20 protein-coding genes are annotated in these 20,543 nt (G+C 69.7%); 12 read left to right on the top strand and 8 right to left on the bottom strand.

The window, feature by feature from the left end:
* Positions 1-2: 2 nt before the first annotated feature.
* Complete coding sequence (locus VNS22_RS20925; RefSeq protein WP_325735891.1) at positions 3-1,685, bottom strand: GspE/PulE family protein; 1,683 nt, start codon at positions 1,683-1,685, stop codon at positions 3-5.
* Positions 1,686-2,053: 368 nt separating this feature from the next.
* On the opposite strand from VNS22_RS20925, the gene gspD reads away from it, so the two are divergent.
* Together gspD and VNS22_RS20915 are read left to right on the top strand one after the other, a co-directional pair.
* Entirely contained in the window at positions 2,054-4,192 is a 2,139-nt protein-coding gene (gene gspD, locus VNS22_RS20920; RefSeq protein ID WP_325735889.1) for a type II secretion system secretin GspD, read from the top strand.
* Positions 4,193-4,218: 26 nt separating this feature from the next.
* Positions 4,219-4,959: a prepilin peptidase gene (locus tag VNS22_RS20915; protein WP_325735887.1), complete on the top strand. Its 741-nt coding sequence runs from the start codon at positions 4,219-4,221 to the stop codon at positions 4,957-4,959.
* On the opposite strand, the gene VNS22_RS20910 is transcribed toward VNS22_RS20915, so the two are convergent.
* On the bottom strand, positions 4,929-5,414 hold the full coding sequence (locus VNS22_RS20910; protein WP_325735885.1) for a hypothetical protein: 486 nt from the start codon (positions 5,412-5,414) through the stop codon (positions 4,929-4,931). The two genes, VNS22_RS20915 and VNS22_RS20910, sit on opposite strands and share 31 nt — an antisense overlap.
* A gap of 166 nt (positions 5,415-5,580) precedes the next feature.
* Here VNS22_RS20910 and VNS22_RS20905 point away from each other — a divergent pair, with 166 nt between their 5' ends.
* The gene (locus VNS22_RS20905) at positions 5,581-6,558 is read left to right on the top strand and encodes a magnesium transporter CorA family protein (RefSeq protein ID WP_325735883.1); all 978 of its coding nucleotides are present in this window, start codon (positions 5,581-5,583) and stop codon (positions 6,556-6,558) included.
* 4 nt (positions 6,559-6,562) lie between these two features.
* Here VNS22_RS20905 and phnF read toward each other — a convergent pair whose 3' ends face one another.
* Positions 6,563-7,333 (bottom strand): phosphonate metabolism transcriptional regulator PhnF, encoded by a 771-nt coding sequence (gene phnF / locus VNS22_RS20900; protein ID WP_325735881.1) that lies wholly within the window; start codon positions 7,331-7,333, stop codon positions 6,563-6,565.
* A 177-nt stretch (positions 7,334-7,510) separates the two neighbouring features.
* Between phnF and phnG the strand changes: the two genes are divergently transcribed.
* From phnG to VNS22_RS20860, 8 genes are read left to right on the top strand one after another with little or no spacing between them, the layout of a single operon-like run.
* A complete protein-coding gene (gene phnG / locus VNS22_RS20895) occupies positions 7,511-7,957 on the top strand; it encodes a phosphonate C-P lyase system protein PhnG (RefSeq protein WP_325735879.1) in 447 nt (148 codons plus the stop codon).
* 4 nt (positions 7,958-7,961) lie between these two features.
* On the top strand, positions 7,962-8,546 hold the full coding sequence (gene phnH, locus VNS22_RS20890; RefSeq protein ID WP_325735877.1) for a phosphonate C-P lyase system protein PhnH: 585 nt from the start codon (positions 7,962-7,964) through the stop codon (positions 8,544-8,546).
* Positions 8,547-8,549: 3 nt separating this feature from the next.
* The gene (locus VNS22_RS20885) at positions 8,550-9,662 is read left to right on the top strand and encodes a carbon-phosphorus lyase complex subunit PhnI (RefSeq protein ID WP_325735876.1); all 1,113 of its coding nucleotides are present in this window, start codon (positions 8,550-8,552) and stop codon (positions 9,660-9,662) included.
* The gene (locus VNS22_RS20880) at positions 9,659-10,504 is read left to right on the top strand and encodes an alpha-D-ribose 1-methylphosphonate 5-phosphate C-P-lyase PhnJ (protein WP_325735875.1); all 846 of its coding nucleotides are present in this window, start codon (positions 9,659-9,661) and stop codon (positions 10,502-10,504) included. The genes VNS22_RS20885 and VNS22_RS20880 overlap by 4 nt, the downstream gene beginning before the upstream one ends.
* A complete protein-coding gene (phnK, locus tag VNS22_RS20875) occupies positions 10,501-11,283 on the top strand; it encodes a phosphonate C-P lyase system protein PhnK (RefSeq protein ID WP_325735873.1) in 783 nt (260 codons plus the stop codon). The genes VNS22_RS20880 and phnK overlap by 4 nt, the downstream gene beginning before the upstream one ends.
* A 3-nt stretch (positions 11,284-11,286) precedes the next feature.
* Positions 11,287-11,985 (top strand): phosphonate C-P lyase system protein PhnL, encoded by a 699-nt coding sequence (gene phnL / locus VNS22_RS20870; protein WP_325735871.1) that lies wholly within the window; start codon positions 11,287-11,289, stop codon positions 11,983-11,985.
* Positions 11,982-13,121 (top strand): alpha-D-ribose 1-methylphosphonate 5-triphosphate diphosphatase, encoded by a 1,140-nt coding sequence (locus VNS22_RS20865; protein WP_325735869.1) that lies wholly within the window; start codon positions 11,982-11,984, stop codon positions 13,119-13,121. Before phnL ends, VNS22_RS20865 begins: the two co-directional genes overlap by 4 nt.
* Positions 13,118-13,783 (top strand): DUF1045 domain-containing protein, encoded by a 666-nt coding sequence (locus VNS22_RS20860; RefSeq protein ID WP_325735867.1) that lies wholly within the window; start codon positions 13,118-13,120, stop codon positions 13,781-13,783. The genes VNS22_RS20865 and VNS22_RS20860 overlap by 4 nt, the downstream gene beginning before the upstream one ends.
* A gap of 16 nt (positions 13,784-13,799) precedes the next feature.
* On the opposite strand, the gene VNS22_RS20855 is transcribed toward VNS22_RS20860, so the two are convergent.
* From VNS22_RS20855 to VNS22_RS20835, 5 genes are all read right to left on the bottom strand, one after another.
* A complete protein-coding gene (locus VNS22_RS20855; protein WP_325735865.1) occupies positions 13,800-14,834 on the bottom strand; it encodes a lysylphosphatidylglycerol synthase transmembrane domain-containing protein in 1,035 nt (344 codons plus the stop codon).
* Positions 14,831-15,640 (bottom strand): acyltransferase, encoded by an 810-nt coding sequence (locus VNS22_RS28425; protein ID WP_349261856.1) that lies wholly within the window; start codon positions 15,638-15,640, stop codon positions 14,831-14,833. Before VNS22_RS28425 ends, VNS22_RS20855 begins: the two co-directional genes overlap by 4 nt.
* Positions 15,641-15,688: 48 nt before the next feature.
* Positions 15,689-17,563, bottom strand: a complete 1,875-nt coding sequence (locus VNS22_RS20845; protein ID WP_325735863.1) for an asparagine synthetase B family protein — start codon at positions 17,561-17,563, stop codon at positions 15,689-15,691.
* Position 17,564: 1 nt separating this feature from the next.
* Entirely contained in the window at positions 17,565-18,791 is a 1,227-nt protein-coding gene (locus VNS22_RS20840) for a glycosyltransferase family 4 protein (RefSeq protein WP_325735861.1), read from the bottom strand.
* Between the two features lie 327 nt (positions 18,792-19,118).
* Positions 19,119-20,102, bottom strand: a complete 984-nt coding sequence (locus tag VNS22_RS20835; RefSeq protein ID WP_325735859.1) for an MBL fold metallo-hydrolase — start codon at positions 20,100-20,102, stop codon at positions 19,119-19,121.
* 121 nt (positions 20,103-20,223) lie between these two features.
* Between VNS22_RS20835 and VNS22_RS20830 the strand changes: the two genes are divergently transcribed.
* Positions 20,224-20,543: helix-turn-helix domain-containing protein (locus tag VNS22_RS20830; protein ID WP_325735937.1), on the top strand; the 320-nt coding region annotated here is incomplete at its 3' end.

Genomic DNA, 20,543 nt, shown 5'->3' with positions numbered 1-20,543 from the left:
GCTCAGAACTCCTCGGTGGCGCGCAGCACCTCGTCCAGCGTGGTGACCCCGGCCATCGCCTTGGCCACGCCGTCCTGGAACATGGTGGTCATGCCGCGCGACATGGCATGGGCCTGCAGCGCCTGGCTGGGGGCCCGCTCGCGGATCAGGCGGCGGATCTCCTCGTCCACCTCCAGCATCTCGAAGATGCCGACCCGCCCGACGATGCCGGTGCCGTTGCACTGCTCGCAGCCATCGGCGGCGAACAGGGTGATGGCGGTGTCGGCCGTGCCGAAGCGCGTCAGCACCGCCGCCTCCTCCTCGGTGGGCGAATGGGGACGCCGGCAATTCGGGCAGAGCTCGGCCACCAGGCGCTGGCCCAGCACCCCGCGCAGCACCGATGCCAGCAAGAAGGGCTCGACCCCCATGTCCAGGAGCCGGCCGACCGCGCCTGCTGCACTGTTGGTGTGCAGGGTGGAGAGCAGCAGGTGGCCGGTGAGGGCTGCGTTCACCGCGATGTCGGCGGTCTCGCCGTCGCGGGTCTCGCCGACCATGATCACGTCCGGATCGTGGCGCACCACGCTGCGCAGGATCCGGGCAAAGCCCAGGTCGATCTCGGGCCGGACCTGGATCTGGGTGACGCCCTCCACCTGGTACTCGACCGGGTCCTCGATCGAGATGATCTTGTCGGTCACCGCGTCCAGCTGGCGCAGCGAGGTGTAGAGGGTCGTGGTCTTGCCGCTGCCGGTGGGGCCGGTGACCAGGAACATGCCGTGCGGGGCGGCGAGTTGGCGGCGGATCGCCGCCTCGATCGCGGCCGGCATGCCGAGCTCGACGAAGCTGGGTGCGTCCTTGTCGGTCTCGAGCAGGCGGATCACCACGCTCTCGCCATGGACGGACGGGGCGGTCGCGACGCGCAGGTCGAAGCGACGCTGATCGACCACCACCCGGGCGCGGCCGTCCTGGGGCAGGCGCCGCTCGGCGATGTCGAGGCGCGCCATGATCTTGATGCGCGAGATCACCGCCGCCGCCAGCCGCGCCGGAGGTGCCCCGATCTCGCGCAGACGGCCATGGACGCGGAAGCGCACGCGCAGCCGGTCGCGGGCGGGCTCGACATGGATGTCCGAGGCACTCATCCGCACCGCGTCCGAGAGCATCTGGTTCACGAAGCGGATGACCGGTGCGGCCTCGGCCTGGTGCTCCAGGCTCTCCTTGTCGTCCGGCATCTGGTCGAGCAGATCGCCACCGGCCGCGGCGCGGCCGATCTCGTCCAGCGACGGCGCCTCGGCGCGGACCGACTTCGCGATCGCCCGCTCCAGCTCGTCATAGGCCATCACCACCGGCACCACCCGGCGCCGCGTGGCGATCGCCACCGCTCGCATGGTGGCGTTGTCGGTGGGATCGGCCATCGCCAGCCAGACGGTGCGCTCGTCGTGACGGATCGGCAGGGCACGGTTGGCCTCGAGGAAGCGCGCGGCCAGCTGGCCGCCGAACAGTTGCTCCTTCGGCACCGCATCGGCGGTGGCGACCTCGACATCGTAGAGCTCGGCCACAGCGCGGGCGAAACCGGCGGGCGTCATCAGGCCGCTCTTGGCCAGGAGCGAGGGCAGGAACTCACCGGCACCGTTCGCCTGCTCGCGCAGCCGGGCGAGGTCGGCCGCCACGAGCCGCCCGGATTCAACCAGACGTGTCAGTATGAGGTCCATTGCTGTCTCTTTCAGGCAACACCATCCGGCAGGTGATACCCCGGCTTGGGCTAGCCCGCGTTGATTTATATGGTCTGCACGATCACACGACCGCGTGTCAAAGCCGCGACGTGTCCTCCCGTGGCTTGACGAGGCTGACCGTGAGCGTCACTACCGTTAGTGGAGGCGATCAGGTCGAAGCCGGAGGTGGAACTGGTCGCTCACGTACCCAGACACGGTTGAAAATCAGACGGACAATGATGCCGAACGTGGCCAAGGATCGTGCGGGCCGAAAGCTTGCACGGAATCTGCTATACGTAAGTCTCGCGACATTGCTCGTCAGCTGTGCTTCCGATCAGGCTGGTCGGCAGGCTTCCATCACCGACCAGGTGCGTGACCTCGACTTTGCGCCGCCGCCCGAGGAGCCGGCACTATCTCAGCAGCCGCTGGATCTGGGTGTCAGCCGGGGCGCGCCGCCGCAGGCGCGCATCTACCGGGCCGAGGACACCACGCAGCGCCGTCCGGCTGGGTCCGGCGCCGTCGTCAGCCCGGACGGGGCCGGGGTGCAGCTCAACTTCGAGGGTGCCGACCTGCGCGAGGTGGTGCGCACCATCCTGGGCGACGTGCTCCAGTTGAACTACACGGTGGACCCCGCCATCCAGGGTTCGGTCACCCTCTCCACCTCGGCGGCGATGAGCCGCGACGACCTCCTGGCGACGCTCGAGACGGTGCTGCGGCAGAACAACGCCGCGCTGGTGCAGGAAGGCGGCGGCTACGCGGTCGTCCAGATGCAGAACGCGGTGGGCCGGGCCGGGGTGGCCCAGCTTGGCGATTCCCCGGCACGCATCGAGCCCGGCTACGGCGTCACCATCATCCCGCTGCGGCACGTCCCGGCCATCACCGCCCAGGAGTTCGCCCGGCCGCTGATCGCCAATCCGGACGATCTCCGGATCGACATGTCGCGCAACCTGATGCTGGTCAGCGGCACGGCCCAGGAACGGCAGACCGTGGTCGACACGATCGCGGACGTCGACGTGGACTGGCTGGCCGGCCGCTCGGTCGGCATCTTCCCCCTGGAGAACACCACGCCGGAAGCGGTCATCCCCGAGCTGGAGGCGATCTTCGGCGTGCGTGGGGCCGCCGCGGCGCAGGATTTCACCGCTTATGAAGGTATGCGCTTCATTCCGATGCAGCGCCTGAACGCGGTCCTGGTTGTGTCGAGCGACACCGAAGGGGTCGAACGGGCGCAGGACTGGGTGGACCGGCTGGATGCCGGCAGCAGCGTCGGTACCCAGCTCAACATCTATCAGCTCCAGTATACGCCGGCCGCGGCCATGGCGGCGACCCTGGCCGCGGTGATCTCGGAGGGGGGCGGTGCGCTCGGCCAGCCGCTCGGTACGACCCAGCCGCCGGGCAGTGCCGTGGACAGCGGCCAGGTGCCGAACATCGACGCTGGTCAGCAGCCAGACCTGGCGCTGGCTGACGCGGCACAGCTCGACTTCGGCGGCACCGCCGCATCTGGCCTGGCCGGCCCGCAAGGGCTGCAGCAGGTGAAGATCGTGCCGAACGAGACCAACAACACGCTGGTCATCCGTGCCACGCCCGACATGTACCGCATGATCGAGGCGACCGCGCGTCGGCTCGACAGCCCACCCGGCCAGGTGGTGATCGACGCCACCATCGCCGAGGTGCAGCTGAACGATCGCCTGCGCTACGGTGTGCAGTATTTCTTCGAGAACGGCGACTTCCGGTTCGGCTTCGTGTCGGGGAATACCGCCCGGCCACGCAATACCTTCCCGGGCTTCAGTTTCCTGTTCAACAGCGGCAACGACCAGATCATCGCGCTCGATGCCCTCTCTTCGGTCACCGACGTGCGGGTGATGAGCTCGCCGACCCTGGTGGTGCAGGACAACAAGGAAGCGTCGCTCAACGTGGGCGCGGAGGTGCCGGTCACCATCCGGCAGGCTGAGGGCGACGATACCGACTCGCGCACGGTCAACACGATCCAGTACCGTGAGACCGGCGTGATCCTGACGGTGAAGCCGCGCATCAGCGGCAACGGGTCGGTGGCACTGGAGATCTCCCAGGAGGTCTCCAACGTGGTGCAGACGGAAACCGGCGAGCAGAGCCTCACGCCCACCATCAACCAGCGCAAGATCCAGACCGCGGTGTCGGTGCGCTCCGGCCAGACCGTGGTGCTGGGCGGCCTGATCGAGGACGGCGAGGAGCGCCAGCGCAACGGCGTTCCGCTCCTGTCCGACATTCCCGGCATCGGCGACCTGTTCGCCAACAACAACCGGGTCGGCCGGCGCACCGAGCTGATCGTGTTCCTGACCCCGCGCATCGTACGCGACGCGCAGGACGCGGCGACCATCAGCCGCGAGATCCGCGACCGGATGCGCGGGATCACTGGCGGCTTCAACTCCAAGCCGATCGTGCCGGGGCCGGTGGAGCGCGGCACGATCCGCGGGCTCAGCCCAGGCGCGTCGCTGGCACCGGAAGGTGCCGGCAACCAGGCCCGCGGCTGAACCGGCTCGTCCTGATCGCTGCCGTCATGGGGGCTGCAGGCGCCTGTGTCGGCAGCTTCCTCGCCACGGTTGCCCGGCGCTGGCCGCAGGGCGCCGCCGCTGCCTGCTCTGGCCGCTCGGCCTGCGACCATTGCGGCACGACCCTGCGTACCCCGGACCTGATCCCGATCGTCAGCCGTCTCCTGCTGCGCGGCCGCTGTCGCTATTGCGGCGGGCCGGTCCCGCTTCTGGAAACCTGGGTGGAGCTGGCCGCCGCCGCGGTCGCAGTGATCGTGGTGCTGCTGGCCCAGCCGGCGAGCTGGCCCTGGCTGCTGTTGGCCGGCTGGCTCCTGGTGCTGCTGGCCGCCATTGACCAGCTGCACGGCATCCTTCCCGACCGTCTGAACCTGGCCCTGCTCGTCTCGGGCCTGCTCTCGCTGTGGTTCGACCCGGCGGCACCGTCTCCGCTGGATGGGCTGCTGGGTGGGCTGACCGCGGCCGGCACGTTCGCCGCGATCGCGTACGGCTACGAGTCGCTGCGCGGCCGCAGCGGCCTGGGTGGGGGAGATGTCAAGCTGATGGGCGCGCTCGGCCTGTGGGTCGGACTGGTGCAGCTGCCCTGGGTAGTGGTGCTGGCCGCAGGCGGCGCGTTGCTGACCGCCTTGCTGCAAGGCGGCGGCCGCTTCGATGGCGGACGGGAGATCCGGTTCGGGCCCTGGCTCGCCGCGGCCGGCTTCGCCATGGCCCTGCTCGGCCGCTACTCGGCCATGGACGGATCAGGCATGTAGTCGTCGACCCCGCCGTCCAGCGGCACGGGTGGCATCTCCTCCTCCGGCAGCGGCTCCTCGTAGCCGTCATCCGGGTGATAGTCCTCGTCCGGCGCGGTCGGGGTGACCGGTGGTGCCGCCCCGGACGGGCCGAACACCACGACCCGGCTGATATGCTCCCGGTCGCCGATCCGGTCCATGAAGATGGCGCGGTCATGGCCGGCCAGGACCCAGTTCAGCAGGTCCAGCGCGCTGCCGGTGCGGCTGCCGGTCAGGCGTGCCTCGCTCGGCCGCACCATCCGTACCGTGAAGCCGAACCGCTCGCTGAGTGCGCTCATCGCGTCCTGCAGGGGAGCATCCTCCAGGTCGAGCCGGACGCCATCCGCCTGATCCTCGATCGCGACGGACTGGGCGTGGACCGGGGCAGCGTGGAGCGCAGCACCCAGAAGCAGGGCAAGCAGGAGGAGGAGCCGCAAGTGCAGAAATTCCCCTGGTGAAACCGTCGGCCAGCGGCTCCTATAGCCGTCCCGCCGGGCCGTTGGAACCGGCTCAGGGTGGGCACCTAGCGGCCGGCTTGACAAGGCCGGCAATGCTGGCGGACAGGGGCTCCGCCCACCTGCCAGACCGGAGGCGATGCCAGCCATGATGCGCCTCTACCTTGCCACCGGCAGCTCGGTCGAAGTCATGCAGGGTGTCTGCGACGAGGCTGTCCGCAGCCGGGTGATCTGGATCGATCTGCTGGAGCCCAGCCCGGCCGAGGTGCGGTTCGTCGAGGACATGCTGAGCATCGACGTGCCCACCCGCGACGAGATCGTCGAGATCGAGGCGTCCTCGCGGCTCTACGAGGAAGCCGACGCCCATTTCATGACCGCGATGCTCCTGTGCCGCGCGGAGAGTGAAAGCCCGGAGCTGACACCCGTCACCTTCATCCTGGTGGGGCCGAGGCTCGTTACTCTGCGCTATGCCGACCCGCTGCCGTTTCGGACCGCCGCCGCGCAGATCCAGCGCAACCCGCTGGCCTGGAACTCGGGCGAGACCGTGTTCGTCGGCCTGCTGGAGGCGATCGTCGACCGGCTGGCCGACATATTGGAGGGGATCGGCGCCGACCTCGACCGGGTCAGCCGGGAGGTGTTCACCACCGATGCCAAGGAGGCGGCACGGCAGGCGCGCGACTACCGCCAACTCCTGGCGCGGGTGGGCCGGGACGGGCTGATGATCGGCAAGTCGCGCGAAAGCCTGGTGAGCCTCGGCCGGCTGGTCGCGTTCGCGACCACCGCCTTCAAGGTCAAGGACCGCAAGGGCCTGCAGACCAGGATCAAGACGATCAGCCGCGACGTCATCTCGCTCTCCGACCACGCCTCCTTCCTCACCAACAAGGTCACCTTCGCGCTCGACGCCATCCTGGGCCTGGTCTCGATCGAGCAGAACGGGATCATCAAGATCTTCTCGGTGGCCGCGGTGGTGTTCCTGCCGCCCACCCTGGTGGCCAGCATCTACGGCATGAACTTCGAGGTGATGCCGGAGCTCGGCTTCGATCTGGGCTACCCAATGGCGCTGGGGCTGATGGTGATCTCGGCGATCGCGCCCTACCTCTATTTCAAGCGCAAGGGCTGGCTCTGAACGTTCAGCCGCCGACCGTCAGCGTCACCCGCTCACCGGCCCAAACCGTGCAGTTGTACGCGAGCGGCTCGCCCGCGGCGCTCTGGTCGAGCGCCTCCGTCACCAGGACCGGCCGCTCGCGCGGCTGCTGCAGATCCAGCGCCTCCTGCGGCGAGGGTGGGCGGGTGTGGATCCGGGTCCAGGCGCGCCGGTAGTCGGCCTGTCCCGCCGTCGTGAACAGGGCGGTGATCGAGGGATTGGCCGTCAAAGCCGCGAAGGAGTCGGGGAAGCGCTCGGTGGCGAGAAAGAGGGTGCCGAGTGCCAGCGGCAGCCCGTCCGCCGAGGCGAGGGTACGGTGGCGCAGGCCGGCCGAACCGGCCGGCACGCCGAGCAGCGCCGCGACCGTCGCGTCCAGCACGATCCGGTCGAGTGCCAGGGTGACGCGGGATGGCAGCCGGTCGCGGCCCGCCAGGTTGGCGGAGAACCGGGTCCGCTCGCCAATCGGATAGTCGATGGGTGGCTGGTCGACGAAGGTGCCGCGGCCCTGCTCGATGCGCAGGATGCCGCGCAGGGCCAGGGCCTTGACCGCGTGGCGCACGGTGTGCCGGTTCACCCCGAACCGCCGCGCCAGCTCGGGCTCCGGGGGCAGCCGGCCGGACGGACCAAAGGCACCGGCCAGAACGGCCTGCTCCAGAGCGCTCTCGATCTGCCGCCACAGTGCCACGCCCTGGCCGCGGGCGAGGCTGCCTGGCTCGGCGGGCGGTGCTGTGGTCTGGTCGGGCAGTGGCGAAGACAAGCGGGCGGACGTCCTGCGGGTTCGAAGCGATGCGGGGCGAGGCTAGGCGGGGCAGGGACCGGCCGTCCAGCCCGGGACGGAAGGGGGCAGCCCGTCATGAACCGGTCACGACCAAGCCGTTTACATCTGCCGACGATGGGCTACTCTGCCGTGGAGATTCATCTAGACGTTTAGATGATGAGCGAGCTTCCTTTACTGCGGGCGCGCTGGCTGCAGGCCCTGGCCATGGCGACCGATGCCGAGGCCGAATGGTTCGGCCAGAGCTTCGGCGTCGACGATGCCGCGTTCGAGCTGCTGCGTGCCCCGGAAGTAGGGCTGGTGATGGCGAGGGGGCGGGCCGGCGGCACCGGGGCGGCCTTCAATCTCGGCGAGGTGACGGTCACCCGCTGTGCGGTCCGCTCGGGCGATGACCGGGTCGGCATCGGCTGGGTACAGGGCCGGCGGCCCGGCCGGGCCCGCCTGATCGCCCGGCTGGACGCCCTGCTGCAGTCGGCGCCGGCCCTGGCGGTGGACGCGGCGGTGACGGAACTGGAGGCAGCTCTCGCCGCGCGGCGTGCCGCCACCGCACGTAAGGCCGCGGCCACCCGCGTCGAATTCTTCACCCTGGTACGCGGGGAGGACTGAGCCGATGGGCAGGATCGCGGCTGGCTTGGCGGATCCGGTGCATGATGCGCAGATGCAGTTCCGTGACCTGCTCTGGGCGATGAGCCGGCCAGGCTCGGTGGTGGTGCTGCGCGGCGGGCTGCCGGCCCCTCCGGAGCCGCTGGTGCCGGCCGCCTATGCCCTGCTGCTGGGCCTGGTCGACGGGGACAGCCCGGTCTGGCTGGATGGCGACTACCCGGACGCCAGCCAGTCGATCCGCTTCCATATCGGTGCTCGGACGGTGGCGGAGCCTGGGCAGGCGGCGTTCGCGGTGGTGACCCGGGCGTCCAGCCTGCTGCCGCTGGAGCGCTTTGCTCAGGGCAGCCACGACTATCCCGATCGGAGCTGCACCGTGATCCTCCAGGTGGACCACTTGGCCGCCGGTGCCGGGCTGAAGCTGCGCGGCCCGGGCATCGCCGGCACGGCCCGCCTGGAGATCGGCGGCGTGCCCGAAGGCTTCGTCCCGGGCCTGCAGGCGAACCGCCGGCGCTTTCCGCTGGGCGTGGATCTCGTGCTGGCGGCCGGGCGGTCGGTCGCCTGCCTGCCGCGCAGCACCGACGTGGAGGCCTGAGCCATGTATGTCGCGGTCAAGGGCGGCGAGCGGGCGATCCGCAACGCGCACCGCTGGCTCGCGGAGGAACGCCGCGGCGACCCGGACCTGCCGGAGCTGGACCCTGCCCAGCTGCGCGAGCAACTGGCGCTGGGCTGCGACCGAGTCATGAACGAAGGCTCGCTGTACGATCCGGATCTGGCGGCCCTGGCGCTCAAGCAGGCGAGGGGCGACACGGTGGAGGCGGCCTTCCTCCTGCGCGCGTTCCGCACCACTTTGCCGCGCCTTGCCGCTTCCGTGCCGGTCGAGACCGCAGGCATGCGGGTGACGCGGCGGGTCTCGGCGACCTTCAAGGACATCCCGGGGGGCCAGATCCTGGGCCCCACCTTCGACTATACCCACCGGCTGCTCGACGAGACGCTGGCCGGGACCGATGCCGAGATCACGCCGGCCGCCACGGCGGAGCAGCCGGTCGATCCGGCCGTGCCGCGCGTCATGGACATCCTGGACGCGGACGGGATGATCCAGCCGGAACCTGCGGCAGGAGACGGCGAGCCCACGGATCTCACCCGGGAGCCACTCCTGTTCCCGGTGGGGCGCGATGCTTGGCTGCAGAACCTGGCCCGCGGTGACGAGGGCTTCGTGTTCGCGCTGGGCTACTCGACCCAGCGCGGCTTTGGTTCCACCCATCCCTTCGTGGGCGAGCTGCGGGTCGGCACGGTCGACCTGGTGGTCGAGCCCGAGGAACTGGGCTTTCCCATCGTGATCGGCGAGGTCGAGCTGACCGAGTGCGAGATGGTCAATCAGTTCCTGGGCTCGAAGACCGAGCCGCCGCAGTTCACCCGCGGCTACGGGCTGGTGTTCGGCCATCAGGAGCGCAAGGCCATGGGCATGGCCCTGGTCGACCGGGCGCTGCGCAACGCGGCCGACGGCCAGGAGCGTCGTGGGCCGGCCATGGACCAGGAGTTCGTGCTCTACCACTCCGACAATGTGCAGGCGTCCGGCTTCGTCGAGCATCTGAAGCTGCCGCATTATGTCGATTTCCAGGGCGAACTCGAGACGATCCGCCGGATGCGGGAGGCAGCCGCCCCGGTCGATGGCGCGCAAGGCGCCGGGGAGGAGGGTGGGGAGCGATGAGCAGCACCTACAACTTCGCCTATCTGGATGAACAGACCAAGCGGATGCTGCGCCGGGCGATCCTGAAAGCGGTGGCGATCCCGGGCTACCAGGTGCCGTTTGCCAGCCGCGACATGCCGCTGCCCTATGGCTGGGGGACGGGCGGCATCCAGGTGACGGCGGCCCTGCTGGGTCAGGACGACGTGCTGAAGGTGATCGACCAGGGGGCGGACGACACCACCAACGCGGTGAGCATCCGCGCCTTCTTCGCCAGGACCGCGGGGGTCGCGACCACCGAGCGCACCGCGGAAGCCACGGTCATCCAGACCCGCCACCGCATCCCGGAACGGCCTCTGCATGCCGGGCAGATCCTGGTCTTCCAGGTGCCGATCCCGGAGCCGCTGCGCTTTCTGGAACCACGCGAGCGGGAAACCCGGCGGATGCATGGCCTCGCGGACTATGGCGCCATGCACGTCAAGCTCTACGAGGACGTGGCGCGGATGGGGCGGATCACCACCTCGTTCGCCTACCCGGTCAAGGTCGCCGGGCGCTACGTGATGGACCCGTCGCCGATCCCGAAGTTCGACAATCCCAAGCTGCACGACTGCCCGGCCCTCCAGCTGTTCGGTGCCGGCCGGGAGAAGCGGGTCTACGCGATCCCGCCGCACACCACGGTCGAGAGCCTGGATTTCGAGGACCACCCGTTCGAGGTGCAGCGCTGGGACCGCCCCTGCGGCCTGTGCGGCTCGACCAAATCCTACCTCGATGAGGTAGTGACCGACGACCGGGGCGGCCGGCTGTTCTGCTGCTCCGATACCGATTTCTGCCGGGAGCGCCGGGACCGCATGGAGGCCGGGCGATGAGCGTGCGCGACCTGCCGCTCCTGGAGGTCCGCGACCTCGCCAAGTCCTATGGCGACCTTCAGGCGCTGAAGCCTACAGGGTTCGACCTGTGGCCGGGCGAGGTACTGGCCATCGTCGGGGAGAGCGGCTCGGGCAAGACCACGCTCTTGAGCTGCCTGGCGGGGCATGTACCGGCGGATGGCGGCAGCGTCCGGTTCCGCCTGCGCAATGGGGAAGATGTCGACCTTCTGCAGATGGCCGAGGCGGAGCGGCGGCTGCTGGCGCGGACCGAGTTCGGCCTGGTTCACCAGAACCCGCGCGACGGGCTCCGGCTGAACATTTCCGCCGGCGGCAATATCGGCGAGCGACTGATGGCGGTCGGCTGGCGGCATTTCGGCCGGATCCGCGCCGAGGCGCTGGCCTGGCTCGACCGGGTCGAGATCGACCGGAGCCGGGTCGACGACCTGCCGCGAGCCTTTTCCGGCGGGATGCAGCAGCGCCTGCAGATCGCCCGCAACCTGGTGACCCGGCCGCGCCTGGTCCTGATGGACGAGCCGACCGGTGGCCTGGACGTGTCGGTGCAGGCGAGGCTCCTGGACCTGCTCCGCCGGCTGGTGGCGGAGCTGGATCTGGCCGTCGTCATCGTCACCCACGACCTGGCCGTGGCGCGCCTTCTGTCCCACCGGATGCTGGTGATGCGCCGAGGCCAGGTGGTGGAGCAGGGCCTCACCGACCGCGTGCTGGACGATCCACAGCATCCCTACAGCCAGCTCCTGGTGAGCTCGATCCTGGCGGCCTGACCGATGCAGCCTTCCCTGATCGCCGAGGGCATCGGCAAGACCTTCACCCTGCATCTCCAGGGCGGCGTGCGGCTGCCGGTCCTGGCGGGGCTGGGCTTTGCGGTTAGACCCGGGGAGTGCGTGGTGCTGGACGGGCCCAGCGGGATCGGCAAGTCCACCGTGCTGCGCGCGATCTACGGCTCCTACGGCGTGGACCGGGGCCGGATCCTGATCCGCCATGACGGGGCGATGATCGACCTGGCCAGCGCCGGCCCGCGCGAGGTCCTGGCAGTGCGCCGCCGCACGCTCGGCTATGTCAGCCAGTTCCTGCGCGTGGTGCCGCGCGTGCCGACGGTGGAGGTGGTGGCCGAGCCACTGCTGGCATTCGGCTGCCCGCGCGAGCCGGTGCTGGAGCGGGCGCGCAGCCTGCTGGCCTGCCTCCGGCTGCCCGAGCGCCTGTGGGAGGTGCCGCCTGCGACCTTTTCCGGCGGCGAGCAGCAGCGGGTGAACCTTGCCCGCGCCTTCGTTCATCCCTACCCGGTGCTGCTGCTCGACGAGCCCACCGCCTCGCTCGATGCAGAGAATCGGGCGATCGTGGTGGAGCTGGTGCGCGAGCGGCTGGCAGAAGGGGCGGCGATGCTGGCGATCCTGCATGACCGGCAGGCGCGCGATGCGATCGCCACGAGGATCGTCGAACTGGCAGGGGTGGATCGGGCCGCATGAGCGACTTCGTCGTCACGAACGCACGGATCGTCCTCGAGCACGAGGTCGTTCATGGCAGCCTCGCGGTGGCGGGCGGGAAGATCGCCGCGATCAGCGAGGGCGCCTCCACCCTGCCGGGCACGGTCGACCTGGGTGGGGACTGGCTGCTGCCGGGCCTGGTGGAGCTGCATACCGACAATCTCGAGCGCTGCTTCGAGCCCAGGCCCAAGGTGCGCTGGCCGGCGGATGCCGCGGTGCTGGCCCATGACGGGCAGATGGCGCAGGCCGGGATCACCACGGTGTGCGATGCGATCTGCGTCGGCATCTATGGCGAGAAGCGCGAGCGGCTGGAACTGATGGAGCAGTCGCTGCAGGCGATCGAGCATGCCAAGGGGCGGGATGCGCTGGCATGTGACCATCTCCTGCACCTGCGCCTGGAAGTGACCGATCCGAACGTGGTGGCGCTGGCGGCCCCGCTGGTCGACGAGCCGAGCCTGAGGATGATCTCCTTCATGGACCACACGCCGGGCCAGCGGCAGTGGCACGACATCGAGAAGTACCGGCAGTTCCAGCTGGGCCGCAGCGGCAAGAGCCTGGCCGAGTTCGAGGCGCAGCTGGCCGAGCGCATGGCGCTCCAGGCCCGGTATGCCGAGCGGCACAAGCAGGAGCTGCTGCGGCTGTTCGCCCACCGGAAGCTGGTCAAGGCCAGCCATGACGACACCACGGTCGGGCATGTCGAGGAGGCGGTGCGCGACGGCTTCACCGTGTCGGAGTTCCCGACCACGCTGGCGGCGGCCCGGGCAGCGCGACAGCATGGCATGATCAACGTGATGGGCGGGCCAAACCTCGTGCTGGGCGGCTCGCAGTCCGGCAATGTCGGTGCCGCGGATCTGATCGAGGAGGGGCTTCTCGACTGCTTCTCTTCCGACTACGTACCGACCAGCCTGCTCGCCGCAGCCTTCCTCATGCATCATCGCCTGGAGCGCCCGCTGCCGGAAGCGGTGGCGACGGTGACCGCGACGCCGGCCCGGGTGCTGGGTCTGGCAGATCGCGGGCGGATCGCGGTGGGGCTGCGGGCCGACCTGGTCCAGGCCCGCGAGGTGGGCTCGGCGACGCGGGCGATGGCGGTGTGGAAAGAAGGGCGGAGGATCGCTTGACCGCGCGCTATGCGCTCTACTGGTGCCCCGACCCGGCTTCCAATCTGTGGCGCTGGGCCTGCCGCTGGCTGGGCCGCGACCCGGTCTCCGGCGTGGAGTACCAGGGCGATCCGGCCCTGCGGCCCCTGGTGGAGGCGCCGCGGCGCTACGGCTTTCACGCGACCCTGAAGCCACCCTTCCGCATGCGCGAGGACAAGGACCCGCAAAGCTTCATGGCCGCGGTCGAGGAGTTCGCCCGGGTCCGCGAGCCGTTCACCGCACCGCCGCTGCAGCTGGCCGAGCTCGACGGCTTCCTGGCGCTGGTGCTCTCGGGTCCCAGCCCGCGCATGGACCGGCTCGCCGCCGACTGCGTGCGCGGCTTCGACGTCTACCGGGCCCTGCCGGGCGAGGCCGAGCTGGCGCGGCGCCGGGCGCGCGGGCTGGACGCGATCGAGGAGGCGAACCTGCGCGCCTGGGGCTACCCTTATGTGCTGGACCGGTTCCGCTTCCACCTGACGCTGACCGGCCAGGTTCCGGTCGACCCGGACGTGCGTGCGCGCCTGGAAGGAGACACGGCCTCGTTCTGTCAGCAGCCGCTGCGGGTGGACGCGGTCGCGGTGTTCGAGGAGCTGGAGCCGGGCCTGCCGTTCCGCGTGGTGGCCCGCTTCCCGTTCCTCGGCTGAGCCAGGGCAGGCAGGGCTAGCGGCGTCCTGGCGCCACGCCGCTGCGCAGGTAGAACCAGCCGCCGGGCAGGGTACCGACCAGCGAGAGCACCAGCACCATGATCGACAGGGTGAAGGACTGCTCAGGGGGAATGCCGACCAGGCCCAGCAGCGAGATGAACGCCGCCTCGCCCACGCCCAGGCCCCCTAGCGAGATCGGCACCATCATCACGAGCGATACGATCGGCACCACCACCATGTAGGTCTGGAAGCTGGCATCGATGCCGATCGCAGCCCCCGCCACCGCATAGGTCGCGACGCGGAAGAGCTGGAAGAACAGCGCCATCGCGATGGCGCCGATCAGCATGAGCGGCTGGTGGCGATACTCGTCCAGGCGCAGATAGAGTTCCTCGATCTTCGCCCGCACCGGCGCCAGCAGCTTGCCGGGCAGCAGGCTGAGCGACAGGCGCCGGGTCGGGCCGATCATCAGGGCGAGGCTGCCCAGCGCCAGTGCGGCCAGTGCCGCCCAGGCGAACTGGCCGATCCAGGCGGGGAAGCTTGCCTCGGAAAGCAGGAGGCCCAGCACGACCAGGACCACCAGCGCGCCCAAGGCCAGGACGCGCTCGACGATCACCGAGGACAGGGCCAGGGCCAGGTCGGCCGTGTGCCTGGAGAGGCCATAGACGCGCACAGCCTCGATCCCGACGCCGGCCGGCAGGAAGCTGCCGATGAAGTTGCTGACGAAGGTCAGCCGGGCGAGCGGCGCGAAGCTCACGTCGACATGCTTGCCGCGCAACAGCATGTACCAGCGAAAGGCACCCAACAGCCGGTCGCCCACCGCCATCAGCGCCACCAGCAGGACCAGCCAGGGATCGGCATTGGCCAGCACCGCTAAGGCCTGGGCCGGCTCCACGAGATGAAGCAGGTAGGCCAGCATCAGGAGGCTGACCGGGATGCGCAGCCAGCGCAGCGCCTGCCTGGCCAGCGCCTTCACCCCACCCGTGGCGCGGGCAGGGGTGCTGTCGGCCGGATCGGGTTCGGCCAGGTCGGGCTGAGCGATCGGGAGGGTCACGGCTCGGCTACGGCGGCAAGGGCTTCCACGGGCGTCTCTGCCGGGCGGCGCAGGCGGTGCAGGCGCGCCGGGACGCCGGTGACGATCGCATAGTCGGGCACGTCGCGCGCCACCAGGGCGCCGGCACCGATTACGGCACCCTTGCCGACCGTCACGCCGGACAGGACGATGGCACCCGCCCCCACCCAGCAGTCCGGCCCGATCACCACCCGACCAGCCAAGCCCGGCTGGGTACGCATCGGCTGGTCCAGGCGGCGGTCGGTCAGATAGGTGCCGCCGCCGATATAGCAGTGGGCCGCCAGCATGGTATCGTCGCCGATCTCCACGCCGCTGCCCGCCATGATCGTGCAGCCATTGCCGATGCTGACCCGGTTGCCGAGGCGCAAGGGCCCTTCGGCGGCAACGACCGTGCAGCCCCGGCTGATCAGCACGTCGTCGCCCAGCACGAAGCCGCCGACCGGCGCCACCTTGGCGTCCAGCAGCGTGTCGTCGTCGACCAGGAGCCGGGCACCGATCCGCATCTTGAGGGGCTGGCGCAGCACCACGCCCCGGCCGAACACCGCATTGCCGCCACACGCGTGGAACAGGCGCTTCCAGAACAGCTTGCGGAACGCCAAGCCCAGGGCACCCGGCAGGGCGCCGCCGAAGCCCACCACCAGCTCATGCTGGATCAGCTTCAGCCAGGACCGGCTGCCGACCATCATGTCCTGGTAGGTGGCGATCGCACTGCCGCCCTCCAGGCGGGTGGACAGGGTGCTGCTCAGCAGGGCGCTGTCCGGGCGCTGATCGGTGCGGTCTGGATCCATGGCCTCGGGTTCGTTCGTGCAAAAATACGGTGCGGGGCCGGAGCCGGCTCAGGCCGCCTGCCGCTCCGGGACGGAAGCCTCGCCATCATGATGGACGCGCAGCCAGGCTTCCAGCACCGCCATCGCCCAGAGCCGGTGCGAGTGGTTGTGGCGCTTCGCACGGTGCTCGTCGATCAGGCGCTGGACGGCCGCCGGCTGGAACAGGCCGCGGCGGCGTACCGCGTCGGGCGAGAGCTGGCCGGACACCCACTGCCAGAGCGGGCCGGTCTCGCGCAGCCAGTTCTTCATCGGCACGGAGTGGCCGAGCTTGTCCTTGCGGTGGTTGATGATGTCGGGGAGCACCCCCTCCATCGCCTGGCGGAACAGCCGCTTGGTCCGCTCGATGCCTTCCAGCTTCAGCCTGGCCGGGATGCGGGCACCATATTCCACTAGCGCCCGGTCGTAGAAGGGCAGGCGGTACTCGATGCCGAAATGACGGAGCAGCATCAGCCGGCTGAAATAATAGGTCGAGGTGGTGGTGTAGTCGGAATAGAGGTGCGGCGAGAGCCCGTCGTCCGGGCCGTCATAGCCCCCATACGAGGCGACCACGCTGGCGAACGGGTCCTGGCCGCGGACCAGACCCTGCGCCGAGGGAGTGAGCAGGGCCGGGAAGTCGTCCGGCGCGTAATAGGCGCGCCAGCGGAACGGCCCGATCGCCTTGGGCAGGCCGGCTGCCGGCAGGATCCGCTTCAGCTTGACCTTCAGGTCGCGCTTCTGGTCGCTGTCGGAGAACAGGTTGAAGGCACCGGTCAGTGCCTTGTGGACGAATTGCGGGACCGGCAGCGAATCGTAGGGGGCCAGCAGCTTCTGTGCGGCATAGACAGGGTGGCTCGCCCAGAGCTCGTCGCCACCGTCGCCGGTGAACAGGAACGGCACCTTGCCCGAGGCGGCGCGCGCCACGATCCAGCTGCCCTCGTTGATGCCGACATCGGTGAACGGCACCTCCGACGCGGCCGACACATCGGCGACGCTCAGCGCCTCCGCCTCGCCGTAGCGGACGGTCTCGTGCTCCGTGCCCAGCTCCTTGGCGAGCTGCGCGGCATAGTGGGATTCGTCGAACCCGGCACCGGCGCAGGAGAAGGCGAAGCTCCGGATCGTGCCGGCCTCGTGCCGGCGCAGGAAGGTGACGGTCGAGCTGGAATCCATTCCGCCGGACAGCATGATGCCGACGGGCGTGGTGGTCATGCGCCGGACCACCGCCGCTTCCAGCAGCTCACGGAAGTTCCGGGCGATCTCCGCCTCGTCGGGCGCCACCGGGTCGGCGAAGGAAAGGCGGTACCAGGCCGCCTCCGTCGCCTTGCCGCTGGCCAGCTCGATCGTGACATGGCTGCCCGGCGCCACCCGGCGCACGCCCTTGTCGAGCGTGGCCGTGCCCGGCACGTAGCAGTAGGTCAGGAACTCGGCGAGGCCCAGCCCGTCCAGCCCGCCGGCCAGGAGGCCGGTGGCGCGCAGGTCGCGGATCCGCGAGGCGAACAGCACGCCGTCCGGCCGCTCCGCCCAGAACAGCGGCTCCGAGCCGAACCGGTCCCGCACCAACACCAGCCGCCGCGCCGGGGCGTCGTACCAGGCCAGCGCGAACACGCCGTCCAGCTCGTTCAGCGCCGCGGTGCCGCGCTCGATGAGCCTGGCCAGCACCCGGCCGGCCAGGTCGCCCGCCGCCTCGTCCTCGCGGGCCGAGGCGAGAATCGGCCGGCCGGACAGGGCCAGCCAGGAGCCGCTGGCCGCGTCCTTCGCCACCCGGTCGAGCGCATCGAGTGCCTGGACCTGCCAGGGCAGCACGGCCAGGGCGGCGCCTTCGGCCTGGAGCAGCCGGGCGCCGTCAGTCCCCGCCGACCATTTCTGGTCCTGGCGACGGGACAAAGCACCCGTGGCACCGAGCAGCATCTCAGCTTCTCCCGCCGGCCGTGGCGGCACCGACCGGTGCGGCCTGGGCGAGGCTGCGATACATCCGGGCGAGGCCGGCGGCGTTGGCGCGCACGCTGTGGCGGTCGGCCACCTCGCGGGCGGCGGCAGCACGGCGGGCCCGGTCGTCCGGGTTGTCGATCATGTCGATCATCGCCGCGGCCAGCGCCGCCTCGTCGTCCGGCTTGACCAGCACGCCCGCCGCCGAATGGGCCAGCAGCTCCTTCTGTTCGCCGAGATCGGTGGCGATCGCCGGCAGGCCGTGGGCAAAGCCCTCCAGCAGGTGCACCGAGCTGAACCGCTCGTTCTGGAACGGCACCACCACCGCATCGGCAGCGGCCATGTAGGCGGTCGCCTGGTCGAGCTGCTCGATCAGGTCGACCCGAGCGCCGATGCCGAGTTCCGCGATCAGCTTCTTCAGCTCGTTCAGCATGTAATCCGTGTCGCGGATCCAGCTGATGCCCTCATATTCCTTGGGCGTGCGGTGGTAGTAGGTCGGCTTGTAGACGAAGGCCAGCCGGGCCTCCGGCCGCTCCGCCAGCACTCTTGCGAACGAGCGCATCAGGTGCTCGTTGCCGCGCTCGGGCCCGAGCTTGGTCAGGCAGATGAACACCTTCTCGTCCATGCCCCAGCCGAGTTCGGCGCGGGCGGCCTCGCGGGTCACCGTGCGGGCCGCCTCGAAGCGCGCCTCGGGGATCGCATGGGGCATGATCGACAGGCGATCGGCCGGCAGGCGGCGCACGTCGCGCATATAGTCGCGGCACATTGGCGAGGCGGCCAGAGCGTGGCCGGTGGAGGACGCCAGCAGCCGGTCGGCGACCTTCAGATAGGTGGGGTAGGGGAAATAGATCTGCGTGTCGAAGTCGTGCACCACGGTGGGCACGCCGTTCAGCTTGCCGGCCAGCCGCCCGAAGGTGGAGGCCGCGTAGCAGAACAGGTGCATCACGTCGATCTCGTGCTGCTTGCACAGCGAGGTGATGGTCGTGAGGGTGGTGAGGTCGTACTTGCCCTTGTTCAGGTTGACGACCTTCAAGGGTGCCGTCTTGAACAGCTCCACCACCTCGTCGCTGGCGCGCAAGAAGTAGGGGAAGATCTTCACCTCGGCAGGATCGAACATCGGGGCCAGATTCATGAATAACCGGCCGCCGCCATGTAGACTGCCGTCATAGCAGACGTGGTCGATCAGCCAGAGCACGTTGATCGGCGCCATCTCTCAATCCCGGCAGTGAAGTTTCTATCGACGAGGCGAAGCGTGCATGCGCTATTCCGGCGAAGCACCCGTCACGGTCCGCAGCACCGACGCTCTATTAATGGCGCAGGGGCGTCAAAGCAATCACGCCGGCATCTGTGGCGCATCGAGATGGAGAGTGACGCAGACCCGACGCAGTGCCGGCCACCGGCATGCGTGCGCCGGAGATTGGACGGCAGTACGTCGGACGATCACGGGTTGGACATGATTGGGAATGTATTTTGGCGGATACTGGACATGCTGCCCGGAATTCACTGGCCGGGCTCATGGCACGGATCTGGCGACCGCCTACCAGCGCCATTCGACCGGAATCCAGGCGTAGCGGCGCCCGCTACGCACGATGTGGCCGAGGCCAGGAAACGGAAAATGGGGCATCAGGACCAGATGGCGGCCGATCGCCGCCTGGTCCAGCGTCCGGCGCCGGATCGCGACCGCCAGCACCGGATCCTGGTCGAAGCCGACATGCCATTCCGGATAACGCAGACCCAGGACGTGGTGGTGCGCGGTGTCGGCGGCGTAGAGCAGGCGCTCGCCAGCCGATTCGATCATGAAGGTGAGTTGGCCCGGCGTGTGGCCGAATGCGGCGAAGGCGACCATGCCGGGCACCACCTGGTAGCCCGGCCGCACCAGGCGGAGCCGGTCGGCCATGGAGGCCAGCTGGCGGCGGATCGGCGGGACCCGCCGCGAGGGGTCCGCCAGCCCGCGTTCGTCCTTAGCGGCCCGGCCGGTCCAGTAGGCCCACTCGGCCTCGCCCACCACGTAGTCGGCATTCGGGAAGACCCGCTGTCCGTCCGGGTCGAGCACGCCCATGACATGGTCCTCATGGGCGTGGGAGATCACCACGGTGTCGATCTCCCCGGGCTCGACCCCGGCTTGGCGGAGGTTGTCGGTGAGCCGGCCCAACTTCGGCCCGAGATAGGCGCCGGCCCCGGTGTCGATCAGGATCTTGCGACGGCCGTCATCGACCAGCAGCGTGTTGACCTGGAGATCCACGGCCTCCGGCGAGAGGAACCTGGAGCGCAGGGCCGCCGCGAAGTCGGCGGGGGGCGCGTCTGGCGCCAGCATCGGCTGGGCCGGCTCGGCGTGGAACACGCCATCGCTCACGGAGGTCATGGTGAGCTCGCCCAGGCGGAAGCGATAGAAGCCTGCCCCCTGCAGGTCGCCCTGCGACGATCCGGCGGCCGCCCATGCCGGTCCGGCCGGAAGGGATGCTGCCGCGAGCGCACCGGCGCCTGCGAGAAGGCCGCGGCGCGACGTCCTGGCGACGCTCATGGTGACACTCCAGCCCAAAGTTATGTGCCGGTCGTTATGAAACCCACGTTGCCAGTGTCAACGGGTTTTGTTACGAGCGTCACAAATCCACTGCGGTAGGGGGAGCACCGCGTTGGAAGCCGTGCAGCAGCGCAACAAGGGAGGACGGCCACGCAAGTTCGTGCGCGAGGAGGCGCTGGACCGTGCGCTGACGCTGTTCTGGGAACGGGGCTACGAGGCCACCTCCATGGCGGAACTGGCCCTGGCCATGGGCATGCACAGCCCGAGCATCTATGCCGCGTTCGGCTCGAAGGAGGAACTGTTCCGCGAGGCTGCCGCCCGCTACGAGCAGCGCTTCGCCTCCCGGCTGAACCGGCTGCTGGAGGAGGCGCCCACCGCCGTCTCCGCGATCCGCGCCTTCTTCGCCGAAGCGATCGAGACCTATGTCGAATGCGCCCGGGG

The sequence above is a fragment of the Geminicoccus sp. genome (assembly GCF_035556675.1).
Taxonomy (GTDB): Bacteria; Pseudomonadota; Alphaproteobacteria; order Geminicoccales; family Geminicoccaceae; genus Geminicoccus.
The sequence above is the reverse complement of the archived record's forward strand: the minus strand, read 5'-3'. Positions and strand labels throughout refer to the sequence as shown.

Bases quoted from the DNA above. Each gene is read 5' to 3' on its own strand.
- phnG (WP_325735879.1), top strand. From the start codon at position 7,511: ATGAGCGAGCTTCCTTTACTGCGGGCGCGCTGGCTGCAGGCCCTGGCC.
- VNS22_RS20925 (WP_325735891.1), bottom strand. From the start codon at position 1,685: ATGGACCTCATACTGACACGTCTGGTTGAATCCGGGCGGCTCGTGGCG.
- VNS22_RS20885 (WP_325735876.1), top strand. From the start codon at position 8,550: ATGTATGTCGCGGTCAAGGGCGGCGAGCGGGCGATCCGCAACGCGCAC.
- VNS22_RS20880 (WP_325735875.1), top strand. From the start codon at position 9,659: ATGAGCAGCACCTACAACTTCGCCTATCTGGATGAACAGACCAAGCGG.
- VNS22_RS20865 (WP_325735869.1), top strand. From the start codon at position 11,982: ATGAGCGACTTCGTCGTCACGAACGCACGGATCGTCCTCGAGCACGAG.
- VNS22_RS20915 (WP_325735887.1), top strand. From the start codon at position 4,219: ATGGGGGCTGCAGGCGCCTGTGTCGGCAGCTTCCTCGCCACGGTTGCC.
- VNS22_RS20905 (WP_325735883.1), top strand. From the start codon at position 5,581: ATGATGCGCCTCTACCTTGCCACCGGCAGCTCGGTCGAAGTCATGCAG.
- phnH (WP_325735877.1), top strand. From the start codon at position 7,962: ATGGGCAGGATCGCGGCTGGCTTGGCGGATCCGGTGCATGATGCGCAG.
- phnL (WP_325735871.1), top strand. From the start codon at position 11,287: ATGCAGCCTTCCCTGATCGCCGAGGGCATCGGCAAGACCTTCACCCTG.
- phnK (WP_325735873.1), top strand. From the start codon at position 10,501: ATGAGCGTGCGCGACCTGCCGCTCCTGGAGGTCCGCGACCTCGCCAAG.
- VNS22_RS28425 (WP_349261856.1), bottom strand. From the start codon at position 15,640: ATGGATCCAGACCGCACCGATCAGCGCCCGGACAGCGCCCTGCTGAGC.
- VNS22_RS20835 (WP_325735859.1), bottom strand. From the start codon at position 20,102: ATGAGCGTCGCCAGGACGTCGCGCCGCGGCCTTCTCGCAGGCGCCGGT.
- VNS22_RS20840 (WP_325735861.1), bottom strand. From the start codon at position 18,791: ATGGCGCCGATCAACGTGCTCTGGCTGATCGACCACGTCTGCTATGAC.
- VNS22_RS20845 (WP_325735863.1), bottom strand. From the start codon at position 17,563: ATGCTGCTCGGTGCCACGGGTGCTTTGTCCCGTCGCCAGGACCAGAAA.